This is a genomic window from Paenibacillus sp. NPDC056933, assembly GCF_042674385.1.
Classification (GTDB): domain Bacteria; phylum Bacillota; class Bacilli; order Paenibacillales; family Paenibacillaceae; genus Paenibacillus.
This window is the reverse complement of record NZ_JBHUQN010000003.1, coordinates 449,062-472,367: the sequence shown is the minus strand read 5'-3', so window position 1 is coordinate 472,367 and position 23,306 is coordinate 449,062. Positions and strand designations below refer to the sequence as shown.

Annotated in this window: 20 protein-coding genes; 5 read left to right on the top strand and 15 right to left on the bottom strand. The window is 49.9% G+C overall.

The genetic code is table 11. From position 1 onward, the window contains the following. Positions 1 to 67: 67 nt before the first annotated feature. Genes cydC through ACFTRD_RS22340 form a run of 4 tightly spaced genes read right to left on the bottom strand, consistent with a single transcriptional unit; the run spans position 68 to position 6,310 of the window. On the bottom strand, positions 68 to 2,017 hold the full coding sequence (cydC, locus tag ACFTRD_RS22355) for a thiol reductant ABC exporter subunit CydC (protein ID WP_379383858.1): 1,950 nt from the start codon (positions 2,015 to 2,017) through the stop codon (positions 68 to 70). A 1-nt stretch (position 2,018) separates the two neighbouring features. Beyond that, positions 2,019 to 3,893, bottom strand: a complete 1,875-nt coding sequence (gene cydD / locus ACFTRD_RS22350) for a thiol reductant ABC exporter subunit CydD (protein WP_379383856.1) — start codon at positions 3,891 to 3,893, stop codon at positions 2,019 to 2,021. Between the two features lies 1 nt (position 3,894). Next, entirely contained in the window at positions 3,895 to 4,911 is a 1,017-nt protein-coding gene (cydB, locus tag ACFTRD_RS22345; protein ID WP_379384439.1) for a cytochrome d ubiquinol oxidase subunit II, read from the bottom strand. Further along, complete coding sequence (locus tag ACFTRD_RS22340) at positions 4,895 to 6,310, bottom strand: cytochrome ubiquinol oxidase subunit I (protein ID WP_192271597.1); 1,416 nt, start codon at positions 6,308 to 6,310, stop codon at positions 4,895 to 4,897. Before ACFTRD_RS22340 ends, cydB begins: the two co-directional genes overlap by 17 nt. Before the next feature lie 356 nt (positions 6,311 to 6,666). Between ACFTRD_RS22340 and ACFTRD_RS22335 the strand changes: the two genes are divergently transcribed. Genes ACFTRD_RS22335 through ACFTRD_RS22320 form a run of 4 tightly spaced genes read left to right on the top strand, consistent with a single transcriptional unit; the run spans position 6,667 to position 11,057 of the window. After that, complete coding sequence (locus ACFTRD_RS22335; RefSeq protein ID WP_379383853.1) at positions 6,667 to 7,965, top strand: hypothetical protein; 1,299 nt, start codon at positions 6,667 to 6,669, stop codon at positions 7,963 to 7,965. Further along, a complete protein-coding gene (locus ACFTRD_RS22330; protein WP_379383851.1) occupies positions 7,962 to 8,954 on the top strand; it encodes a glycosyltransferase in 993 nt (330 codons plus the stop codon). The genes ACFTRD_RS22335 and ACFTRD_RS22330 overlap by 4 nt, the downstream gene beginning before the upstream one ends. A gap of 1 nt (position 8,955) precedes the next feature. Beyond that, positions 8,956 to 10,389: a glycosyltransferase family 4 protein gene (locus ACFTRD_RS22325; RefSeq protein WP_379383849.1), complete on the top strand. Its 1,434-nt coding sequence runs from the start codon at positions 8,956 to 8,958 to the stop codon at positions 10,387 to 10,389. Beyond that, entirely contained in the window at positions 10,386 to 11,057 is a 672-nt protein-coding gene (locus tag ACFTRD_RS22320; protein WP_379383847.1) for a class I SAM-dependent methyltransferase, read from the top strand. The genes ACFTRD_RS22325 and ACFTRD_RS22320 overlap by 4 nt, the downstream gene beginning before the upstream one ends. 174 nt (positions 11,058 to 11,231) lie before the next feature. Here the strand turns inward: ACFTRD_RS22320 and ACFTRD_RS22315 are convergent, their stop codons facing one another. The 11 genes from ACFTRD_RS22315 to trhO all read right to left on the bottom strand — a co-directional run bounded on the left by ACFTRD_RS22315 (position 11,232) and on the right by trhO (position 20,931). Further along, the gene (locus tag ACFTRD_RS22315; protein ID WP_379383845.1) at positions 11,232 to 12,578 is read right to left on the bottom strand and encodes an MFS transporter; all 1,347 of its coding nucleotides are present in this window, start codon (positions 12,576 to 12,578) and stop codon (positions 11,232 to 11,234) included. Between the two features lie 70 nt (positions 12,579 to 12,648). Further along, complete coding sequence (locus ACFTRD_RS22310; protein ID WP_379383843.1) at positions 12,649 to 13,827, bottom strand: winged helix-turn-helix domain-containing protein; 1,179 nt, start codon at positions 13,825 to 13,827, stop codon at positions 12,649 to 12,651. A gap of 143 nt (positions 13,828 to 13,970) precedes the next feature. Further along, on the bottom strand, positions 13,971 to 14,765 hold the full coding sequence (locus tag ACFTRD_RS22305) for an ABC transporter ATP-binding protein (protein ID WP_379383841.1): 795 nt from the start codon (positions 14,763 to 14,765) through the stop codon (positions 13,971 to 13,973). A gap of 2 nt (positions 14,766 to 14,767) precedes the next feature. Beyond that, positions 14,768 to 15,688, bottom strand: coding sequence for an ABC transporter permease (locus tag ACFTRD_RS22300; protein WP_192271609.1), 921 nt, complete (start codon positions 15,686 to 15,688; stop codon positions 14,768 to 14,770). 90 nt (positions 15,689 to 15,778) lie between these two features. Next, a complete protein-coding gene (locus tag ACFTRD_RS22295; protein WP_379383839.1) occupies positions 15,779 to 16,828 on the bottom strand; it encodes an ABC transporter substrate-binding protein in 1,050 nt (349 codons plus the stop codon). Positions 16,829 to 17,168: 340 nt separating this feature from the next. Then, entirely contained in the window at positions 17,169 to 18,023 is an 855-nt protein-coding gene (locus ACFTRD_RS22290) for a phosphotransferase family protein (protein ID WP_379383837.1), read from the bottom strand. Positions 18,024 to 18,045: 22 nt separating this feature from the next. Beyond that, the gene (locus ACFTRD_RS22285) at positions 18,046 to 18,618 is read right to left on the bottom strand and encodes a TetR/AcrR family transcriptional regulator (protein ID WP_379383835.1); all 573 of its coding nucleotides are present in this window, start codon (positions 18,616 to 18,618) and stop codon (positions 18,046 to 18,048) included. A gap of 188 nt (positions 18,619 to 18,806) precedes the next feature. Then, positions 18,807 to 18,932, bottom strand: coding sequence for a hypothetical protein (locus ACFTRD_RS22280; RefSeq protein ID WP_379383833.1), 126 nt, complete (start codon positions 18,930 to 18,932; stop codon positions 18,807 to 18,809). Between the two features lie 122 nt (positions 18,933 to 19,054). Further along, the gene (locus ACFTRD_RS22275) at positions 19,055 to 19,306 is read right to left on the bottom strand and encodes a PD-(D/E)XK nuclease family transposase (protein ID WP_379383831.1); all 252 of its coding nucleotides are present in this window, start codon (positions 19,304 to 19,306) and stop codon (positions 19,055 to 19,057) included. 77 nt (positions 19,307 to 19,383) lie between these two features. Beyond that, entirely contained in the window at positions 19,384 to 20,022 is a 639-nt protein-coding gene (locus tag ACFTRD_RS22270) for a helix-turn-helix transcriptional regulator (protein WP_379383829.1), read from the bottom strand. Between the two features lie 21 nt (positions 20,023 to 20,043). Beyond that, a complete protein-coding gene (trhO, locus tag ACFTRD_RS22265) occupies positions 20,044 to 20,931 on the bottom strand; it encodes an oxygen-dependent tRNA uridine(34) hydroxylase TrhO (RefSeq protein WP_379383827.1) in 888 nt (295 codons plus the stop codon). Between the two features lie 537 nt (positions 20,932 to 21,468). Here trhO and ACFTRD_RS22260 point away from each other — a divergent pair. Then, a partial coding sequence (locus ACFTRD_RS22260; RefSeq protein WP_379383825.1) for a tail fiber protein occupies positions 21,469 to 23,306 on the top strand: 1,838 nt, incomplete at its 3' end.

Sequence of the window (23,306 nt, the reverse complement as noted above, 5' to 3'; positions counted from 1 at the left end):
CATGGCTCGTTTGGCGTTTAGAAAGAACCGGCATTCCCTCTAGAATGTTGTTATACCGGGAGTCCTGCTATCTGGAAGCGACAGGAGGCAGCTTCAACTCCGCTGTCAGCAAATCAGACCACCCCGGTCGATCAAGTTCAACGAGACGGCGGTAACGCTCTTCCCGAGCCAGCAATTGTTCGTGAGAACCTTGCATCGTAATCTGTCCATTTTCCATAAAAACAAGTTCGTCCATTCGTTCCGCTCCCATCAGGTGATGGGTGACCCAGATCATTGTTTTGCCCTGCATGCTGTCCAGAATCGTCCGCATGAGCGCTCGCTCCGTTACAGGATCAAGACCTACCGTCGGTTCATCGAAAATAACGACAGGCGTTTCACGAAGAAGTACCCGGGCCAATGCAATCCGCTGTCTTTCTCCACCAGAGAAACGAAGTCCTGTCTCCAGCATCGGGGTATGATAACCCTGCGGCAAAGATTCAATGAGATCGGATAAGCCTACTTGCGCAGCGACTCGCTGGATTTCTTCGTCTGTTGCATGCGGACGGCCGATCCGCAGATTGTTGGCTACTGTTGTATCAAATAGATGCGGACTTTGGTTCAGCACCGCAATGACATCCGTTATATTTTCGCCCATCGTTTGCACTGGAAGATCATTGATGATTACGTTCCCGGCGGATGGGAGCAACGCACCCTGAATGAGCTTCAGAAGGGTTGATTTCCCACCACCACTGCGACCGAGAATAGCCAAACGTTTGCCCTGAGGAAGATGAAGAGACACCTCCTGCACAGCAAATGGAGCATCTGACATATAACGATAACTCACCTGATCAATCTGAATGTCGGCTCGCAGCCTGGGCGGAATGCGCAAGCGGATACGTTGGGCTAAAGCTCTTTCCGCACGCTCCGGGGAACCCAGTTGCTCTCCAACTACTAGATTGCTGCCTGATACGCCTGAGGTCTTATCCTCTTTGGCTCTGGCTGCTGCATCCGCTTCTTCGGTTCCAGACGGGCCTGGCTTGTGCTCTTCACCTTCCAAGTGCTGCAATCGTTCCATCGATTCACGATACTGCGGGATATGCTCCACGGCATCTCCTACGGGCAGCAGTGCTTCCGTGAGTGGAAACAGCACCAGCACAAATGCAGCAATCATGACCGCAGGCAGCTGCCCGGCAGAAGCCGCACTTCCCGCCCACAAGGTCATGGATACCACCATCAGCCCAATCACGCACTGGGCAGCCAGATCACGCCAGCGGGTCCATTGCCGCAAGCACAGCCGAATCATATCTGCCTGCCCTTCAGCCTCTTCCTGCCGACTTACAAATTCTTCAGCTCGTCCACTCGCTATCCAATCCCCAAGACCAAGCACACCATCTGTCAGACGAGTGTACAACCTGGCATTCTCCCGCTTCTGCCGTACCCGCAACTTCCACGTCACCCGGAGGGAGATGGCAGGCAGCACAGCGACCAGAAACAGCATATACAAACCCATCCACAGTGCAAATCCCGTATCAACGCTGCCAAAGGCCACAACTGCTCCACCATACATCACGAGTGCCGTAACCGCTGGAAATACCGTGCGCAGGTAAATATCCTGCAGTCGTTCTACATCCTCTGCGAGCGCACCGAGTACATCTCCCGTCTGCAGGCGGGAGCGCAGGAACAGTGCCTGCGGCTCCAAAATCCGATACAGCTTCACGCGCTGATCCGCGAGTATACGCAGCACTGCATCATGTCCGGCCAATCGTTCGACATACCGGAATACGGCACGGAAAATCCCGAATGCACGAACACCCACGATAGGTACATATACCATCAAAATATTTTCAGGACGGAGCGCCGACTTGGATATCAGAAATCCGGAGGTGAAGAGCAGCAGGACAGCACATAACGCAGCGCAAACCCCCAGCGCAATGACTGCTACGAGTCTCCAGCGGTACTGTGCCACGTACGGAGTGATCCAGCTATTCTTTTTGCTCCCGCTCCGGGCTGTTTCTGTCTGCTCATATCCGGATTTCATCTTACACCGCCTCCATCTGGGCCTGAATCATGTGGTAGTACATGCCTTGTCGGGCCAACAATTCCTCATGTGTTCCTGTCTCTGCAACCGTGCCGCCATCCATCACGATAATCCGGTCCATATGCGGCATCCAGTGCAGTCGATGTGTTGCCAGAAAAACCAGCTTGCCCTCAAACAGCGGCAGCATCGTCTGTTTCAGTTCATACTCCGTCTCCACATCCAGATGCGCAGTCGGCTCATCCAGCAGCAGGATTGGCCGTGCACTAAGCAAAGCCCTCGCCAGAGCCACTCGCTGCTCCTGTCCGCCGCTGAGCTGCCTTCCCCCAGCTCCAATAAACTCCTGCATCCCATTGGGCAAGGAGGAAGCAAGCTTATGCAAACCGGCTGCGTGAATGGCTTCATCCACCTCCGCATCCGAAGCTTCAGGCATATAGAATCGAACATTATCCGCCAGACTTCCACTGAAGATGTATGGATGCTGCGGGATCGCCGCCGTTTGTTTTCTCCAATTTTCCATCATCTCTGGAGATAAGGGCTGGCCGTTATATAAAATCTGACCTGAAGTAAGCGGCTGAAAACCTGCAAGTACGTCAATCAGGGTTGATTTCCCTGCTCCGCTAGCTCCGATGATTCCTACCTTTCCAAGTCCCGAAACCTGAAACGTCACATCATTCAGCGAGCATGGTCCGTCTTCCTCATGCCGCACCTGTACGTTGGTAAGTGCCAATCTGCTCGTCGCCTCCCATGAGAACGTCGATGAAGGAACGACAACGCCACTCCCGGCATTTTGCTCACCCAATATCACCCGTATCGTGGATGGAGACACATCACTTTGGCCAGAAGAAGGTTTAGTCGAAGAGGATTCCCCGTTCTTTTCTGACACACCATGTAGAACAGCACTCGCATACGCTTCCTTTTGCTTAAGCTCGGCTGCTTTCCCTCGTTCAATCATCTGACTGATCGCTTCCCCGGCCTCCTTACCGTCCAGTGTCGCATGGTAATCTGCACCCACCATTCGTACAGGCAGGAAGTATTCCGGCGCGAGAATCAGTACGGTTAGCGCTGGTCCAAGCAGCATATGCCCTTCCGTCAGACGCAGCCCCAAGCCAACCGCCACCGAAGCCACCGACAGCATGGTGAAGAAATCGAGTGCGAAGGAGGACAGAAAAGCCATGCGAAGGGTAGACATCGTAGCCTTTCGATAGCGCTGACTCACCCGGATAATCGTTTCCGCATGTTTGCCGCTCTGTCCCAGTGTTTTGAGTGTTTCCAGTCCCCGCAGCGTATCCACAAAATGGTTCGCCAGCGCTTTGTACGACTTGAACTGTCCATCGATCTTCCGCTGTGCAGCCAATCCCACCAGAATCATAAACACGATCAGAATCGGCAGCGTCAGCGTCAAAATAACCCCGGACATCATATCCAGCTTGAAGACATAGAACAGAATAACGATTGGCGTGAACCCCATCCCCAGCATTCGGGGAATAAACAGTTCCAGATACGTCTTATACTGGGCTGTTCCTTCGCGTGCCAAGGTTACCAGGTGCCCTGTTCCTTCAGTTTTGGCAAAACGCGGCCCCAGCCGGAACCACTGCTGCACCATCTGTCTGCGCAGATCGTTTCCTGTCTTCTCCGCGTACCGCGAAGCGATGAGCTGCAACCAGAAGGATAGGGCATAGCGGGCGGCAAAAGCGGCCAGGAACAACAGCAGTACCGGGTACTGCTTCGTTACGGGCGAACCTTCAAACAGTGCCGTAATCGCCTGTGCCAGCCATTTGGCATGCATGATAATGGTCATCGCCTGCAGCAGTACCAGCGCTGAAGCCAGCGCCAGTACAGGCCGGATGCCCGGCAGCTTCAGCAGCCCCCGTCCCATGTCAGTACTCCAGGTGATGCTGATCGTTCAGACGTTTGCGGAAAATATAATAACTCCAGATCTGATAGCCGAGTACAAACGGAAGCAGCGTACATGCCACAATCGTCATCACTTTCAGCGAATAGGCACCGGATGAAGCATTGTAGACCGTCAGGTCAAACGCCGAACCCATTGAACTTACCATGACCCTTGGGAACAAGCCGATGAATACGGAGGCAAACGCGATTGCAATCACAGCTCCCGTCATGCCGAAAGCCCAGGCTTCACGTTTCTGACGCACGAAGTAAGCTGCCAAACCCAATGAAGCAGCGCCCAGGACAACCATAATCCAGAGGGCCCAGCCACGTACGGCGAACACATCCGTCATGAAGTATGTCATCACAGCGTAGATCACGAGGATCGCGGCCAGCGGCAGCATCAGTTTTTGGGCCGTATTCAGGGCACGTTCTCTAAGATCTCCGACGGTCCGCAATGAAGCAAACAGCAAACCATGCACCAGACACAACATTGTAACGCTCAACCCACCTACCACCGTATACGGATTGACGATGTCCAGGAAGCCGGGACGAAGCTGCATCTGTGCATCGATAGGTAACCCCTTCATCAAGGTAGCGAAAACAACCCCGAACAGGAATGGCAGTAACGCACTGGATACTACGATGATGATATCCCATGTTTTGCGCCAGCGTCCCTGTCTCATCTTGCTGCGGAACTCAAAGGCAACTCCGCGACCGATCAAGGCCAGCAGCACCACGACCAGCGGCAGATAAAAACCGCTGAACAGCGTGGCATACCAGTGCGGGAAGGCTGCAAACATGGCACCCCCCGCCGTAATCAGCCAGACCTCATTGCCATCCCAGAATGGACCGATCGAGTTGATCAGGGTACGACGTTCACGATCCGTTTTGCCAATAATGGCAGTGGACATGCCCACACCAAAATCAAAACCTTCCAGAAAGAAAAAACCAACAAACAAGACGGCAATCAGCAAAAACCACAACTCACTTAGTGACAACAGAATAACCCCCATCCACGCCGAACGGATCGGCCGATTCATCATGCTCCTCCGGCTTTTCGACTGCATATGGCCCTGCCTTGATTTCACGAACGAACAGATAGACCATCACAATTCCGAGTACCGTATAAGCTGCTGTAAAAGCAATGGTGGAGAACAAAATCTGTCCTGCGCTTACGTTCGGGGATACCCCGGCTGCGGTCGTCATATAACCAAATACCGTCCACGGCTGCCTTCCCACCTCAGTCATAATCCACCCAGACGTATTGGCGATAAACGGCAGGGAAATGGCGAACACCATCAGTCGCATAAACCATTTGCCTGCTCCCTCCAGCTTCCGGCGCATCGCCAGGAATGTACCGTATAGAGCTAGCAAAATCATCAATCCGCCCGCAGCAATCATGATGCGGAAGCTCCAGAACGTCGTCCGTACCGGTGGAATATAGTCCCCTGGTCCATACGTTTGCTCATACTCGGCTTGCAGCTCTTTCATGCCTTTGACACTGCCGGAGAATTTGCTGTAGGACAGGTAACTGAGCAATCCGGGGATTTTGATCTCACCGGAATTCTCCTGTTTGTCCGGATCGATAGCGGCCACCACCGTCCATGGCGCAGGGTCTTCCGTCGTCGTCCATGTTCCTTCACTGGCTGCCATTTTCATTGGCTGCGTCTCCACCAGATATTGCGCCTGGAAGTGACCCGAGAAGGCAACCCCCAACGAGGAAACCAGACCAATAAGGATGGCAATGTTGAACGATTTGCGGAAAATCTCCACATCCTGTTTCTTCATCAATTTGAAAGCGCTGATCCCGGTCACTACAAATGCGCCTGTCATCAGGGCACCAAAGATCGTGTGGGGGAACTCCACCAGCAGTTGACCATTCGTAATCAGTGCAAAGAAATCATTCATCTCGGCACGGCCATTATTAATCTCGAAGCCAACCGGATGCTGCATGAATGAATTGGCTGCCAGAATCCACAGCGCGGACAGGAATGTGCCGACAAATACCAGCCAGATACAGGCCAAGTGCACTTTTTTGGACAAGCGATCCCATCCGAAGATCCATAGCCCAATAAAGGTAGACTCCATAAAGAACGCCAGTAAGGCTTCCACAGCCAGTGGCGCACCAAATACGTCCCCGACAAAACGGGAGTACTCCGACCAGTTCATGCCAAACTGGAATTCTTGCAGAATGCCTGTGACCACACCGACAGCAAAGTTAATCAGGAACAACTTACCCCAGAATTTGGCCATCGTTTTGTAAACTTCCTTACCCTTCACTACGTACAACGTCTCCATAATGGCTACCAGCAGCACAAGACCGATGGACAGCGGCACAAAAAAGAAATGGAAAATCGTTGTGAGCGCATATTGGATACGCGATAACATAATCGGATCCATACCGTCACCCCTTCTTTCTGTTCATATCGCAGTTTTCGTATTTGGCATTGAAGCCCCTTCTTCAGTTTCTGTCAGCCAAACACGTATTGATGAACGTATTGTGCCAGATTGACCATTTTATACATGTGACAATTATCACAAAGCCTGTCATGACAGCAAAAAAAAGTGACGACGGTCACACAATAGATAAAATTCAGTCTAATCTTTCGGCTTGTCAGCTTCGTCTATTCACGGAAGATACTCATGTTTGGGACGGAATGCCCATATGTTAGTGTCAGGCATAAAATGCAAGGTACAGAAAGGTCATTACATATTGGATGTCTCCAAAAATGCAAATCAAGTGAGGTGAATCATCGATGGAAGAGCTGTCTCCAATCCCGGATTCGGAGCCTCATCAGGAGATAGATGCAGAACAGTCAAGTAAGGCCCCTCCTCCCTTTCGTTACGTTCTTTTCCCCCGAAAAGGAGGATGGTCTGCTTTTCCCTATCCAGACATCGCTGCTCTGATGGTCGCGGAAGGGCATGTCTACTATGTCAGCAGTCTGGAGCGCTCCGAGGAAATGCCTGCGAATATCACCGTTATCACGCTTCCCGAAGCAGAACAATTGCTGCAGGAGCCCCATACGGTAGCCGTGATCGCTCATCCCTACTGGATGACCGCAACCGCTTCGCTTCATCCCGAACGCTGTATTGTACTGTTACCAGAGCCAGTTGGCGAAGAAGCAGAGTCCCCCTTATGGGAGGGCTGTATTTCAAGACTGGTCGGCATCGCCGATCTGGTGGGCACCTCATCGGAAACTCGCTATATGAAGCTGATGTTCCAGGGCGTACGTGTCATCTGGATGAATGGGGAGGACGCTACCCCTGCTGGTTTCATGCAAAAGGAAGACCTTGAAGTCCCTCTCCGGGACTATGAATTGCTATTCCTGCATGCGCTGCGACAGACTGTCTCGGGTGTTCAGGATACGGTTACCCGGCTGCAATGCAGTATGCGTGCCGACTTTTATCGTCAGCTTCGGTCCAAAGCAGGAGCGCATGAGACGATTTCCTTTTTATTGGCGGCCTATGAATATTTGCTTCAAGATTCAAGAGCAGCCCTTTCGCTGAAGGAAGCTTTCACCCATGCGGTAATGAACGGGAGAGTGGATTCTGTGAGTTCCCACTATCGGTTCCTCTCTGCAATTCATGCAAGAACCGGCGAAATTGAGAACGCTTTGCAAGTCTACGGAATCAGTGCAGGTAACGAGCAGGAGCGGCACCATTATGAACAGCTCTGCCGCTGGCTGGAGGCCGGTGAGGATCAGCTTGTCCGGGCAGAACTGCTGCGTCTGAATGATGATTATGGAAATGCATTGCATATCCTGGATGAACTCGGAGGCGAAACAGCTCGCCATTGGAAATTCCGCATCTATCAGGAGACAGGGCGTGTGGAAGACGCATTGGCTTTGGTAAACGCAGTGGATATAGAGGATAAAGGCAGCCGCAAGGATTATCAGCAATTGTCAGGTCTGGCGATGGCACTGCGCGGAGAACGCCATGGTGCAGTGAGGCAATTCCTTGAGACGGCGCTGGAGGATGAAGATGCCCTTGCCCGAATTGTCGAGATGGAGCTGCTGGATCATGCTGTCCAGCAACTGCTGGGGGAGATGCCATGATGCTGGATCCGAAGAAACGCAGACTACATGTGAATGGACCGATGATGCATAGGGATATCCGAGCCGAAACAACACATAAGCCAACTGAAACGTCGGAATCGCTGCACGCCGAACACGCGGAAACAGCCGATAACCGTCTGGAACATGAGCAGAGGACGTTGGACATCCGAAGTCAGACGCATCAAGAATATGTAACAGACGGGCAAGGAGATCAGGGTGCTGCAGATCATCAGAAAACAGGCCTATGCAGAGAGCCGTTCTCCATTCGTCGTGTTCGTAAAAGTCAGGGTAATAAATTGACCGCGATGCTGCAGGTTCGTAACGAGCGCGGGCGATATCTGGAGGAAGTACTGGACGATCTGAGTGATTTCGTGGATGAGATCGTCATTGTGGACGACGCCAGCACAGATGGAACACCCGACATATGCAGAGCCTATCCAAAGGTCGTTCGTCTGGAAGTACTGGAAAAGCCTTTATTTGCTGAGGAATGGCGATTACGCAACGCCCTGTGGCAAGCAGCCGTGGGTACCGATCCGGATTGGCTGCTCTCCGTAGATGCCGATGAGTTGTACAGCACAGAGGCCAAGAACGCCATACGTGCACTGATTAATCAGGAGCATTCAGACTGGATCGCTTTTCGCTTCTACGATATGTGGGGTGGTCGAACCCACTATCGGGAAGATAACCTTTGGGGGCTACACAGACGGCATACCGCTTCGCTTGTCCGTTATATGCCGGGTTATCCCTATTTTTATCCGCAGCAAAATCATCATGTGCCTCGTCTCCCCTTGCCCTGTACCGTCTTGCCCGGAATCAGTACGGAATTGAAGGTTCAGCATCTTGGCTGGGCTGGAAGTCTGGAGGATCGGGTTCGGAAATATTTGCGTTATAAACGAATTGATCCACATGGCGAGTGGGGCAGCCTAGAGCACTATGAATCGATTCTTGATCCGGAGCCCCGGCTGATTCCCTGGAAGGAGGACCGGTGAGATGGGCGTAGTCAGCATTTTGACACACAGCTTCACCGGTGGCTATAACCGGGATTTCAGCCGGGTGTTCGGCGGAGGTTTGGAGCGTTATATCCTTGACTTGTGCAGTGTGATCCGCAGCTTGGGACATATTCCGGAGGTTCATCAACTGTCCTATTTCGAAGCGTTTCAGGCACGGACGGAACAGATTGATGTATTTGGCTATGTCTACGATATGAATGATGTCCCCGAAGCCTTTGCCCGAATGGCTGCGGCGGCGCGTGGACCCGTAATCTATGCCAGCTGCCTCTGGCAGCCCATTGCCTACAAACCGGGCAGTCTTGGCATCTGCCACGGCATTAACTGGGATCGTCCCGGGCTGCCGCTGGAGACCAAGCAGCAAGTCGCCGAACATATTCAGCAGGCACTGGATGGACTTGTACGCATCGTATCCGTGGATTCCCATTTTCAGACCTTTTGCCGCGCTGCATGCACGTTTACCGATCCCGGCCAGGTCATACTAATTCCCAATGCAGTGGATACGTCTTTCTTTACGCCTGCTCCACCCAGAAGAACATTCGAGCATGAACAGGAAGAAGAATGGCTCGCTGCATGGAAGAAGGATCTTGCAAGCCAGGAGGAGCCTGCCGAAGCCGTCATATCAGGGTTAAATGCTGCGTCATTCGTGAAGGAAAGAATCGATGGAGACGGGGTGTTCCGGATGGACAGATCCGAGGTGACCGTAATGGCTGAGGAACTGGACTCGGCAGATATCAGACAGGGTCCAGATGATCGGCAGGCAAATGGGCTGACGGTTGATCAATTGAAGGAGCAGGGTGATCACAAAACAGCTGCGATCCATGTGAACCCTTCGCGTCCCCTGTGCATTGTATATCCGCGCCGCATTAGCATGGAACGGGGCATTATCCCGATGATGCTGGCTGCCGATCGACTGCTTGGTGCCTTTCCTGATCTGGAGATCGAATTCGCCGGAGAACTGGTCGAAGGCAGCACGGTGGGCCGATCCTTTCGTTATTGGCATCGCACGCATCCCCATGCGGATCGAATCAAGCAGCACACGTATGATTTTCAGGATATTCGCGAGGCCTACCATCAGGCAGATATCGCTGTGATTCCAACCGTCTTCTCGGAAGGAACTTCCTACGCTTGTCTGGAAGCGATGAGCTGCGGACTTCCGGTTGTAGCTTCCAATGTTGGCGGCCTGAACGATCTGATTCAGGATGGCTTTAACGGGCTGCTGGTACCTCCAGGCGAAGAAGCGCTGACCGCCGCGCTGGTACGTCTCGTTCAGGACAGGGCCGAACGGGAGCGGCTGGGTATCTATGCCCGCGAGACGGCACTGTCCTACGATATATCCCATTGGCGGCACAGATGGAGCAAGGTATTGGAATCTTTTCTGGCAGAAGCAGGACTAAAGGAGGGAATTCGGGGATGATGGATACGCCTAATGCAACGGAATTCATGGAATCGAGATACATTCGGGAAAGTGATCCCAGAACGGATACGTTGGTCTTCCCACTGCATCCTGCGTGGTGGAGCCGCCCGTACGAATACGAATGGGCACGCCAGTTTGCACGCCAGGAAGACGTCGTACTTGATGCGGCCTGCGGTATATCCCATCCCTTCAAGTTCTGGCTGGCGGAGCACTGCCGGGAAGTTCATGCCTGTGATTGGGATGAGCGCATTTTGTCCAGAGAAGCGATTCGGCTGGATATCGCGTCTGATTTTGGTGATCAGGCAGCCCTTGACCTGCCGGAATCGAGCCTGGATCGACTGCATCTTGCGCAGGCCAATCTGGCTCAGCTTCCGTATGAATCCGAGATGTTTGACAGCGTATTCTGCATCTCTGTGTTGGAACATCTGGATACAGGCACGATGCTGCGGGCCTTTCGCGAATTCGCCAGAGTGCTCAAACCCGACGGACGGTTGATTGCCACGTTCGATGTGCCCGAGATGCGTCCTGACCTGCTGGAGACGATTATGGCTGTTACCGGACTGACGATCGAGGGTAAGCTGATCGTGAAAGAACCGGAGGATGCCATCTGGTCTGACATGTACGGCCCGCCAATTCGCTGTTTTCGTGCGGTTATCTGTAAACAGTAATTGGGATGGATGAACGGATCATAGATCAAGATCAACTCTATGGCCTCCACTGCCTACTTTACCTGGTGGGAAGCGTACTTCCACAATCATTTCGCATAAAAACAGCCGCTTTCGAATCATGACCGAAAGCGGCTGTTGCTTGCTTCTATTCTGTTTAGACCATAACCATGCTAATCATGGTTGTCTGACCGATTCCTGCCCAAGTTCTCCTGTCGGCTCTAGCCGCCGGGGTTGTTTTCCCTCCCATAAGATTCGCTGCAGTATGATGCCTGCCAAACCAATAGTCAGTGTTGCCATGCCGATATATTGAAAAGTAAGACTGGCTCCTGTCGCCCGAATCAACGCTCCGCCTGCAAGTGGAGCAACGACCAGCACGACACTGGAAAGCGAATTTTGAATACCGAATACACGGCCTACATAGGCAGGAGGGGTTTCTTTTTGCAGCAGATAATTCAACGTCACCATAAACAGGCCATTGCCAAGTCCAATACACAAGCCCCAGATTATAACCCAAATCTCGGACGTTTGAGGACCGATCCAGCCCAGTGCAGCAATTCCCACACCGATCAGCAGATACCCTCCGCCCAGCCCCCAGCCATACCCGATTCGCGGCAGCCGATTTAATAGAAGAATAATTACAACTGCACCAGCTCCTGCCGATGATCCCATCCAGCCGATCAGGGCCTCATTACCCGGCTTAATCTCCCGAAACAACGTCGTAAACTGGTAATCAATCATGAGAATAGCCATTAAACCAACGCAGCCGAACAAGATCGTACTCAGTAGAGTACGGCTGCTTAGAATAAAGCGCCAGCCTTTCTGCCACTGGGTGAATAGGGGTTCCTTGGACTCCGCTCCCAAAGGACTCCCCTCCAGGGTAAAGGATTCAGAAGGTTCCTTCTTCTCTGTCAAACGCCGTAAAGGCCACAACACGGCTCCGGATAACAGGCGTGTGCAAGCGTTAATGAGAATGCAGACTTGCGGAGAAAATACGGCCAGAGTGACTGCACCTAGCAGCGGTCCCGCAACTTTGGAGCATTGGCTCACAAAACCGTTCAGTGACGATGCCTGAAACAGGTGCTCCTCTGGTACCACCTGACGTGTCAGCGCTTGTTGTGCCGGTACGTGGAATACCCCCATCATGGCTCGTAAAGCAAGCAGCGGAAGCAGCCATGCCGCACTCGGCGCGAACAGAACGGCAATCGTTAACAAAACGGTGACCACATCACATATCATCATAATTTTGACCTTATGCAAACGATCCGCCAATGCACCTGCTACCGAGCCAAGTACGATACCCGGAACAGCCATACATACCGGAATAAGGGCAATGATCAGCGGATCAGCCCCCCAACGATAAGCGACCATCACCTGGATGGCAAGCGCATCAAACCAATCTCCAAAGGTCGCAAGTGCATATGCAATAAACATCCGCATGAAGCGGTTGTTGGTCCACAGGCTTTTGGATGAACCATTGGACGAATTCGAATAGAGCGTGGATTCATTAGAGACGGTGTTCATTTTTGCGGTTCCTCCCCAGATTACAGCCTTGTTGGCTTATATATATTCCTTGGCTGTAATCATAAGGGCGTTATATCAGAGGAAGATCAGAGGACGGGGTAAAAGGAGATAAAAATGTGCGGATTTCACTCACGATTCGCTGTCCATAAGCAGGCACACCGTAATTTTTGGAGATTTCCGCATACAATTGGCGGTATTTCCTTTGCAGGCGCCCTTCTATCCGATGGTGTGCCATGAACAGCAATATCTGGTATGCAGAATTCAAATATAGCGGGGCGTTCAGTGTCATTTTCAATACATCCAGACCATCGTCCATCCTCGGCTCTGCCTCACGTGTTCGGCCCTGTCTGAGCAGCCATAGTCCCTCCATCACCTGAAAGCGTCCGATTTCTCGCAGATAAGGCGCATCTCTCAACCCGGAGCGCAGGACAGCCATCTGGTCCTCTACCGCTTCGCCGCTGCCACCCCACAGTTCCACATACAACTCTGAGAGCTTTACCGGAATTTTAAAATTGATCAGCTTATCCGACTCCATGATTTCATACGTCTCCAAGAGCTGCAGTTTGGCTCGTTCATACTGGCCCACCTCTGCGTAGACTTCAACAATATTCAGAATACGAAGTTCACGATGCTGATCCGCAGACAACGCCGATGAATTCAACGCCTTTTCGTATAACTGCAAGCTCTCCGCTGGTTCAGTCAGGGGATGTGTAAAAATCAGCAGCCAATACAATCGTTCCTCGAAAGGAATTTCCGTCGTTGTAATCAGCCATTTCAGATCTCCCTGAATAAAGTGGATATATAACTGATAAAATGGATCAATCTCAATGCCCAGCGCTTCTTGCTGATCGAGCAGTGTGAGCATCGATTTCCCCTGCCCATACAGATGATATTTGCGAAACAATCCATGAATCGCATCTCGCATCTCCTGATCTTGAGCGGAAGGGTTAGAGGGCATTAACGCCATATTGGAGCTAATGGTAAGCCGGTACCCATAACCACGTACGGTATCCAGCACAATTTCCTCCCAATGTCTCAGTTTCTTTCGCAAACGGTATATATGATCATCCACAGTCCGTTCTACCGGATACTCCAGGAGCCACACCCGATCCAGCAGCTGGCTGCGAGTGAAGGCTTTTTCCTTGTTCTTATACAGAAAATGCAGCAAAGCAAATTCCTTCGCCAGCAGGCGAATGCAATCTGCACGCCGGGTTACGGTGTATGTCCCTTCATCAAATTGTAACGACATGCTTGGCCCCTCCTTTGTATGCTTGCTAATTTGTGGTCCTTATCCTGTCCAACATACCACAAAAACCCTTTGCGAGAACGCAAAAGGTTTTGTGAGAAAGGGGGACTTGGTCTTTTTTGCTGAGCGCTAGGCACCCCCCGGATTTAACCCAGCACCACGCGATCATCGGCCATTTTTTTACCACTGATGCGTTCAAATTCACCAAGCAGTTCGGATACAGTCAACGTGCGCTTGCGCTCTTCACTGACGTCCAGAATAATCCGGCCCTTGTCCATCATAATTAGACGATTACCCAGACGAATGGCCTGCTCCATGTTGTGCGTGACCATCAGGGTAGTGAGTCTCATCTCCCGTACAAGCGACTCCGTCAGTTCCGTGATCAGCTCAGCACGAGAAGGATCAAGTGCAGCCGTATGCTCATCCAGCAGCAAAATTTGCGGCTGGGTGAATGTCGCCATCAGTAGACTGAGCGCCTGGCGCTCACCACCGGACAGAAGGCCTACTTTGGCATTGGGGCGCTTATCAAGTCCAATGCCCAGCTTCTCCAACTGGGCGTTGAAAATCTCCCGTCTTGCACGGGTAACTCCAAAGCCCAGTCCACGGCCCTTGCCGCGTTTGTACGCCATCGCCATATTCTCCTCAATGGACATATGCGGTGCCGTACCCGCCATCGGGTCCTGAAAGACGCGGCCAATCCAGCTGCTTCGCTTATGCTCAGGCAGGTTTTTGATGGAACGGTCATTGATCAGCACATCACCCATATCGGGCTTCATAACACCTGAGATAATGTTCATCAACGTTGATTTGCCCGCGCCGTTACTGCCAATCACCGTCACAAAATCTCCCGGATTCATCGTCAGGTTTACGCCGACCAGAGCAGTCTTCTCATCGGTTGTTCCCGGATTAAACAGTTTGGTTACTTGTGTAATCTCAAGCATGATCACATGCCTCCCTTCGCCTGTTGGCCCGACGAACGCATAAGCTCTTCGGTCCGTTTGCGAGCGAGACTTTTCTGCTTCATGGAACGCTGCATGGTTGGGAAAACCAGTGCGATAATAACAATCACCGCAGTGATCAGCTTCAGATCAGATGTGTCGAACCATTCAACCTGAAGTGCCAAAGCGACCACAATCCGGTAAATAATTGAACCGACAACGGCCGCAAGTGTAGCCCAGAATACGGTTCTTGCACCCAGAATGGCTTCCCCGATAATAACGGAAGCAAGTCCGATAACGATCATCCCAATGCCCATCGTGATATCTGCAAAGCCGGATTGCTGCGCGATAAATGCTCCAGACAGGGCGACAAGTCCGTTGGACAGACTGACACCAACAATGGTGGTTACATCCGTATTAGCGCCGAAGCTGCGGATCATGCGTTTGTTGTCCCCTGTTGCACGCAGTGCCAGACCGATATCTGTTTTCATGAACAGATCCAGCATGATTTTGAATACCAGCACGACCACGATAATGATGATCATGACATGCTCACCCGAGAAGGGATTGTCCATGCCCATAATGGATTTGTTCGGTGCACCGAGAATACGCATATTAATCGAATACAGAGCGATCATCATCAGAATACCGGATAACAGCCCGTTAATTTTACCTTTAGTGTGCAGCAGACCTGTACAGGCTCCAGCCAACATGCCTCCAGCCATTGCTGCCAAGCAAGCGAGCCAAGGAGAGAAGTCGTTGGATATCATGACCGCCGCGATTGCGCCTCCTGTTGTAAAACTTCCGTCTACGGTGAGATCGGGGAAATCCAGTATGCGGAATGTGATATATACACCCAGTGCCATCAGTGCATACAACAATCCAAGCTCGATTGCCCCTTCAATTGAACCCCAAGTCAAATTCACATTGCTTCCTCCCTGTCTATCGAAAAGAATGAGGCGAACCCGTTGCTTGTCCGCCTCGCATCCATACTGCCGGAGGATCTTCCGGTCAGGTTATTGAATAATGTTGTTGTCCTGATCCTTCACTTCTGCCTTCATCTCATCGGTAACGGTGATGCCTTGAGCTTCAGCAGCTTTCAGGTTCAGAATCAGATCCAGCTTGTCCGGCACGGTGACTTTCATGTCACCCGGTTTGGTCCCATTTTTCAAAATGTCCGCAGCCATCTCACCAACCTGGTATCCGTGATCGTAATATTTGAAACCTACGGTTGCAAAAGCACCTTTTTCCACGGTGTCCCGGTCACTGGAGAAGAACGGAATTTTATTTTTATTCGCGGTCTGGATGATTGTATCCACTGCACTAACGACCGAGTTATCCAGCGTGATATAGAAGGCATCCACTTTGCCAACCAGAGAATCGGTTGCCTGTTTTACTTCCGATGTATTGGTAACAGGTGCTTTGACCAGCTTGATATTATGTGTGGCCAGCGCTTTCTCCGCATTGTTTGCCATTACAACCGCATTCGGTTCGCCCTCGTTAATAACAAGACCTACCGTCTTCACATCCGGCAAATATTTGGCGATAAAATCAGCCAATTGCACAATCGCCTCCGGGTTTGTATCCGACGCACCTGTTACGTTTCCACCTGGCTTGTCCATGTCGCTCACCAGTTTGGCACCGAGCGGGTCCGTCACCGCTGCGAACAGCAAAGGCTTGTCCTTTACTTGTTGAGCCAAAGCCAGTGCGGATGGTGTTGCAATCCCCAGGACCAGATCATTTTTGGAATCCCCGGCAATCTTCTGGGCAATGGACAAGTTATTCGTTGAATCACCTTGCGCGTTATTGTAGTCAATCGTCAGGTTCTTGTTCTCCTCAAGACCAGCATCTTTCAGAGCCGCAATAAACCCTTCACGTGTGGCATCCAGCGACGGATGTTCGACGATCTGCGAGATGGCGATGCGATACGATTTTTCTGCAGTGCCTTCTCCTGTTGTGCTGCCTGATCCCTCGGACGTTGTGTTACTACCGCTGTTATTACCGCAACCAGCCGCTACGATCATGGATGCAACCATCATCAGAGACATTACGAATTTCTTTTTCATGTGTGAGAACCCCTCTCCATCTTATAAAATATTGGTACCCTTATCGCTATTCAACTGACACGATAGGGCGGGACAAAACAAACGCTTCAACGCATTGTTGCTTTGATCGACAAAAGTAGACAAATACAGACTTTTCTCATGCGACTGAAGTCCATGACCCGTGTTGGTATTTTATTGTTTCCCTAATATTAAAGTGCGACCTGTTTCCCGTCAATGGTTGAACCGCTTCCAAATTGTATTCATTGCAGATACGTGAGAGAAAACTTTACATAAAACAAAAAAAGCCATCCACAACATTGTGCCGATGGCGCCTTAAACATTTTTTATATATTGAATTTTGCTAACGAATATGGAGTCTTCTTCTAATCTCGTTTATAAGCAAAATCTTTTCCTCTTCGGATATCCCGTCGGCAACCAGTTTGCGTGCTGCAACAGGAGCAATCCAGGGTTCAATATCTGCATAACTGATGCCAGACAATTTCTCGTACTTCTCCATAAACAAGCGAATGCTGGTCTCCCTCGTAGCATCGAGGGCAACACTAGCTTCATTTGGCAGATGCGGGGGCAAGATCGCATATCGAATCATAATGACATATTCAGCCAAGTCAGCTTCCGGATTTCCGGTCGAGGCATTGTTCCAGTCGATAATAACCGCATCATCATCCCTGAGCAAAATATTACCTGGATTTGGATCTCCGTGACATAACTGCTGCTTAATAGGTAATCGGTCCAATTCGGCGATCACGGCTGCCTTCTCCGCTTCCGTCAAATATTGCGCTCTATGAATATCATTCCTGATATTTTCCCGCTGGCTCGGCATATTGGCCACTGAATGGGAATGAATTTGATGAAAAAGTTGTGCTGTAATCTCGGCGTTAACGTAATCATCCATTATATCTATGGGTTGCTGCAGTCTGGACTGCTCTACTGCTCTGTCTACAAATCGCTTTATAATGGGCTCACCATAAATCCGTTCAAATACAACACCTGACCGGCCTTCAACGTTCACCAGGTCATAGGGTCTTGGAACTGGCAGCCCGCATGCCCAAGCAATTCGACAATGGTGTAGTTCAGCTTGTATAGCAGCCGGGATGGTGTTAGGCTTAGCCAACTTAATGATTTTGCTTCCATCCTCCCATTCAAACACTTCCGCACATCCGCCTTCTCCAATTTTGTTACCGAGCCCATGGACCATTATGCTCACTCCCTCTTCGGATTCAATAAGTGAGACCTTCCTTATGCAACAACATCTCATACATTTCCCGGATCATTTCAATCGCTTCGTTCATGTCCAACTCAAGGGTATGGGAGTTCAGTAACGTTCCAATACCGATTAAATAGATCGTTAGTTTTAAGAAAATGCGCTTGAGTTGCTCGTAGGAAACGTCCTGCAATCGCTTGCTGTATCGCATATAATACGTGGTCAGTTCTTCGCCCAGAAACTGATCGGTGTGCGGGTTGTATTGTCGGTAACCTGATAGATACAAGGCTCTAAATAGCTGTTTCTCGTTTTTTGCAAAGTACAAGAAACCGATGGTCAGGTTCAGGGCAGGGGAATTGGCGCTGTCCTTATACTCCATCATGCTATGGCGAGCAAATTCGGCAGCTTTGTCATACACGCTTGCTTTCAACTCTTCAATGTTGTTATAGAGGCTATAGATCGGTTGGGTGGAGCAATGGAGCGTCTGAGCAACGTTTCGCGCAGTGATCGCCTCAAACCCTTGCTCCCGCACAAGCTCGAAAGCGGCGGATAACACTTTTTCTTGCGTAATCTCAGATCTTGGTGGCATTTCTTTCTCCCTTCCTTAAAAATAACACATGTTATATAACGTATGTTATTGTAACAAGATACATGTGTCAAGTCTGCATATACGATAAGATTCCCTCGTAAATAACGTAAGACTTTATTCCTTTTCCTTTTGCAATGCTTCTAGTTCCAGATGATGTTAACCCGGTAGCTTTGACGATGATCTCAAGCTCAACCCAAAGCGAGCATATTGAGGGCAATTCTCCGTTTGCTCTCAGCTTCACCTTCCTTAATTCCTTCCTTAATTCCTTCTTCAAGGCCTTTCTTTAGTCCCTCTTCTCTTGCCCCTTCGATCATGGATGCTTCATCCCGTAATGATTTCTGACGTGCCTCGTATTGTTGTCGCGCCTACTCATCCTGGCTTAGAAACTCCAATACACTCATCGCCTTTTTCAAAGCCGGTTCCGGTTCGTGCATCATTAACGCCTCCCAGTTAGACTTGGAATCCCCTTCAAAAATAACAGCCATCGCACCAATCCATCATCCATTCGGATGTTGTTGTCTTTTAACTTAGGGATCTCCATAAAATGGATTTCTATATCATCTGTCAGCAGGGATTCACCTGCATTTTTGAATGTGTGATTAAGAAAGGCCAGCAGCACAACCGTATTTTCTTCACTTTCAAAGATTCGTTTGAACACATAATCGTTCTTTGGGATCAAGCAGTTCATTTATCAGACGCTTTTACGTCATTCTATGACAAAAAAAGAGACTGTTTCGAGTGATCGAAACAATCTCCATAACTTCACTAGTTCCCAGCCGCTTCACGGATCTGGTACGTGCATTTTTTGCCGCCGTCGGCGTAACACTCAGTGCGCTCCACATCGGCCTGCAGTAATGAACGGAACAGCTCCAGTTCACAGCGGCAAGCTTGCTTGTAAACACTCGCTACTTGCACAATGGGGCAGTTCAGCTCAGTAAGCACATATGAACCATCCACTTCCTTGGAGGCATCGGCCATATATCCATTTGCATTCTGAATGCGTGCAAGTTCCTCGACACGTCCGGCCAGATCCTGACCTTCCATCTGTGGCAGTCCGCTGCGAAGCAGCTTGTCCCGGCGACTCTCAAACAAAGCATCCACAACACCGCTGCCCGCTGAATCCGATAGTTCTTCCAGCAGTTCCAGGGTCAGTGACGAATATGATTTTGGGAAAAAGCTATCTCCACGTACCGTCAAATGGTATACGGAGGACGGACGTCCAGCTGTAGCTCTGGCTTCCCGAACCTCAATCCATCCATCCTGCTCCAGTGCCGTCAGGTGACGACGAATCGCCATGCCGGTCAGACCAAGCTCGGCTGTCACTTCCCTTGCGGTCATTGTGCCCTGCCGCTTTAGCATGAACAAAATCCGTTCACGCGTCGTCATTTCATCTTCACGCTTCACATGCAGCACCTGCTCTCCTGCTTATGCGTGTACCGGTGCTGCCTCCCGGCAGGCATCCGAGCAAAAGCGGTTATGCGTCTCTTCGCAATCCTCACAGCATACATGCTGCAGGTTGCAGGTTGGACAGTTAATATAACGGTCATGCGTCGTGCCACAGTGATAACAGCTGGCAATTACGATATCTTCATCCGTCCGGTTAATTGGCACGGAAATACGCTCGTCAAACACATAACATTTGCCATCAAACAAACGACCTTGTACTTCATCATCCTTGCCGTAGGTCACGATTCCGCCCTCAAGTTGTGCCACGTCCTGGAAACCTTCGTTAATCATGAACCCGGTCAACTTCTCACAACGGATGCCGCCAGTACAGTAGGTAATGATCTTTTTGTCCTTCATGTCACCCAGGTTCTCCCGAATCCACTCTGGGAATTCACGGAACGATTCCACGTCAGGACGGATCGCTCCCCTGAAATGACCAATCTCGTACTCGTAGTCATTACGCCCGTCAATCACAATGACATCCTCCTGTTGAAGATGCTCGTAAAATTCTTTCGGGGACAACCGTTTACCGCTAACTACGTTAGGATCCAAATCGTCGTCCACGCGGAACGTAACCAGCTCGGCTTTGTGACGAACAAATATTTTTTTGAACGCATGCTCCTCCACATCATCGATCTTGAATACCATATCGCTGAACAGCGGATTGGCGTGCATATCCTTCATGTACTGCTCTGTCTGCTCCGGTGTACCGGATACGGTACCGTTAATGCCTTCTGATGCAATCAGAATACGGCCTTTCACACCCAGGTCCTTGCAGTATTGCAGATGCTCTTGCGTAAACGTCTCAGGGTCTTCAATCTTCACGAACTTATAATATAAAAGCACGCGGTACGCGCTGTTACACATGTGTATCACCTGTTCCTATTCCATGTTGTTATTGGCCGGATCATCCGGCAAGACTACAGCATTGCAACCTTGCTCATTAAAAGGCAATTTGCATAAATCCAATGAGCGACTTCCAATCAGCAAGATATAGATCGAAATGATTCTATTCGTCTACATTTTGTACACGGGAGCGATTAATCGAATTATGCAATATGCTAAAAAAGAAAATAAACAGCCGCCCGAAACATGGTCTCGAACTGCTGCTTTGAACATTCGACTTTTATTCCTGCATTCTAGTTTATCGGAAGCGGAACAGCTTAGTCAATATAAATGTATAGAAAGGGATGAAAGTTATGGAACATTTCAACCATTAATGATGTATCTTTGGAAAATTCAAAAAAATATTTTAAATCTGAACTAAAATCGTATTCATTTTTGCTTTCATATCCATTAAACTATGCTCATCATTATATGGCTTCCCCCTGTGAATTAGAAAGATAAGGTGGATCAGGAATAAGCATAACGTAACATATTTAAATGGAAAATGGGGATGAGATCGTGAGTTTAACACTATTCAGGAAAGTAAGCATCATATGGTTGGTATTCCTGATCGGACTAAGTGGTCTATGGAATAATATCAGCATTGTACAGCAAGCCCATGCCGCAGCCGCAGATCCCTACCTCGGTGAGATCAGATTATTCCCTTACAGAGCGGTGCCCACAGGATGGATGCCCGCCAGAGGACAGACGCTCTCTTTAACCCAAAATACAGCCCTCTACTCGTTGCTAGGCAGTAACTATGGCGGTGACGGAAAATCAACATTTGCCTTACCTAACCTTACCAATGCTGCACCAGAAGGGATGGGCTATTACATAGCTATGAAGGGTATATTCCCTTCCCGAGACCCAGATGTTTTATACACCCGAAATGCTGTGTTAGGCGAGGTTCGCCTATTTCCATATGTCTTCTCTCCCACGGGTTGGTTAACTGCTGAAGGGCAGAGCGTTAATACCTCCGTATATTCGGATCTATATGAAATGATTGGTACAACCTACGGATCAGACACACCTGATGAATTCAAGTTGCCTAACTTCCCAGAGATTAATGGTGTACATTACGCTATATTTACGAACCCAGCCAACCATGCCGAGAATGGTACAGGTAACGAATATATAGGCGAAATCATTCCCATGCTCGTTAATCTCTCGACGAACAATTGGATATTAGCTAATGGTACGACACTCCCCACCAACGATAACCAACCCTTATTCAGCCTATTGGGCACCAAGTTTGGCGGCAATGGTTCGACCGAATTTAAAGTACCTAATTTGAACAGCAGCCAATCCGACCTGGTTTATTATGTTGCTAACGCAGGAGCGTTCCCCAGCTTGGACGGTGGGCAGCTTCCGGAAGCAATCGAAGACACCTATACCACGAACCAAAACTCCACTTTGGCTGAGTCTGCACCAGGCGTGCTTTCCAATGATAGCGACGGTTCTACCGCTATTTTGAAAAGTGGGCCGATGAACGGAACATTGGTAATGAATGCTAACGGCGCATTTACTTATACTCCGAACGCCAATTATGTGGGAAGTGACAGCTTTACCTATAGTGCCAGCAATCCATGGGGTACAAGTATTCCGGTGTCAGTGACCATAACGATTGAGCAAACCACTCCTCCTATAGTCAACGGCATATCTGACGGTGGAATATATAATCAAACGGTAACACCTACATTTAATAGTGGTACCGCATTTCTGAATGGTGCTGCATTCGCAAATGGCACTACAGTTACGGCTGACGGGGTTTATACATTGGTGGTAACCAACAGTATTGGCAGTACAACGTTGAATTTTTCCATTGATACAGCAGCTCCTGTTGTAATTGGTGTCACTGATAATGGAAAATACAATGAAAGCCCAACAATCACTTTTAATGAAGGAACAGCCACTCTGAACGGTTCACCCTTCAGCAGCGGAGAAACGGTTCAATCTGAAGGAGAATATGCACTGATTGTTACCGATAGTGCGGGCAATACCACAACCCTGCATTTCAGCTTTTATACGCCTCGAACGATCAACTTTAACAGTAACGGCGGTTCTGAAGTAAACGAACAAACGGTGTCTTACGGTGACAAGGTTATTGTTCCAGCAGTTCCAACTAAAGCAGGATACACCTTTGCTGGATGGTATACCGATTCAGGTCTGAGTCAGGCTTTTGATTTCGACAATACAACTGTAACCAACGATATCACTCTGTATGCAAAATGGACGGTCAACTCCTATACGGTTCACTTCGCATCTAATGGTGGTTCAGTCGTTGCTGATCAATCTATTCAACATGGTGACTTGGCGGCTGCACCTGACATTCCAACCAAAGCAGGACACACTTTAGG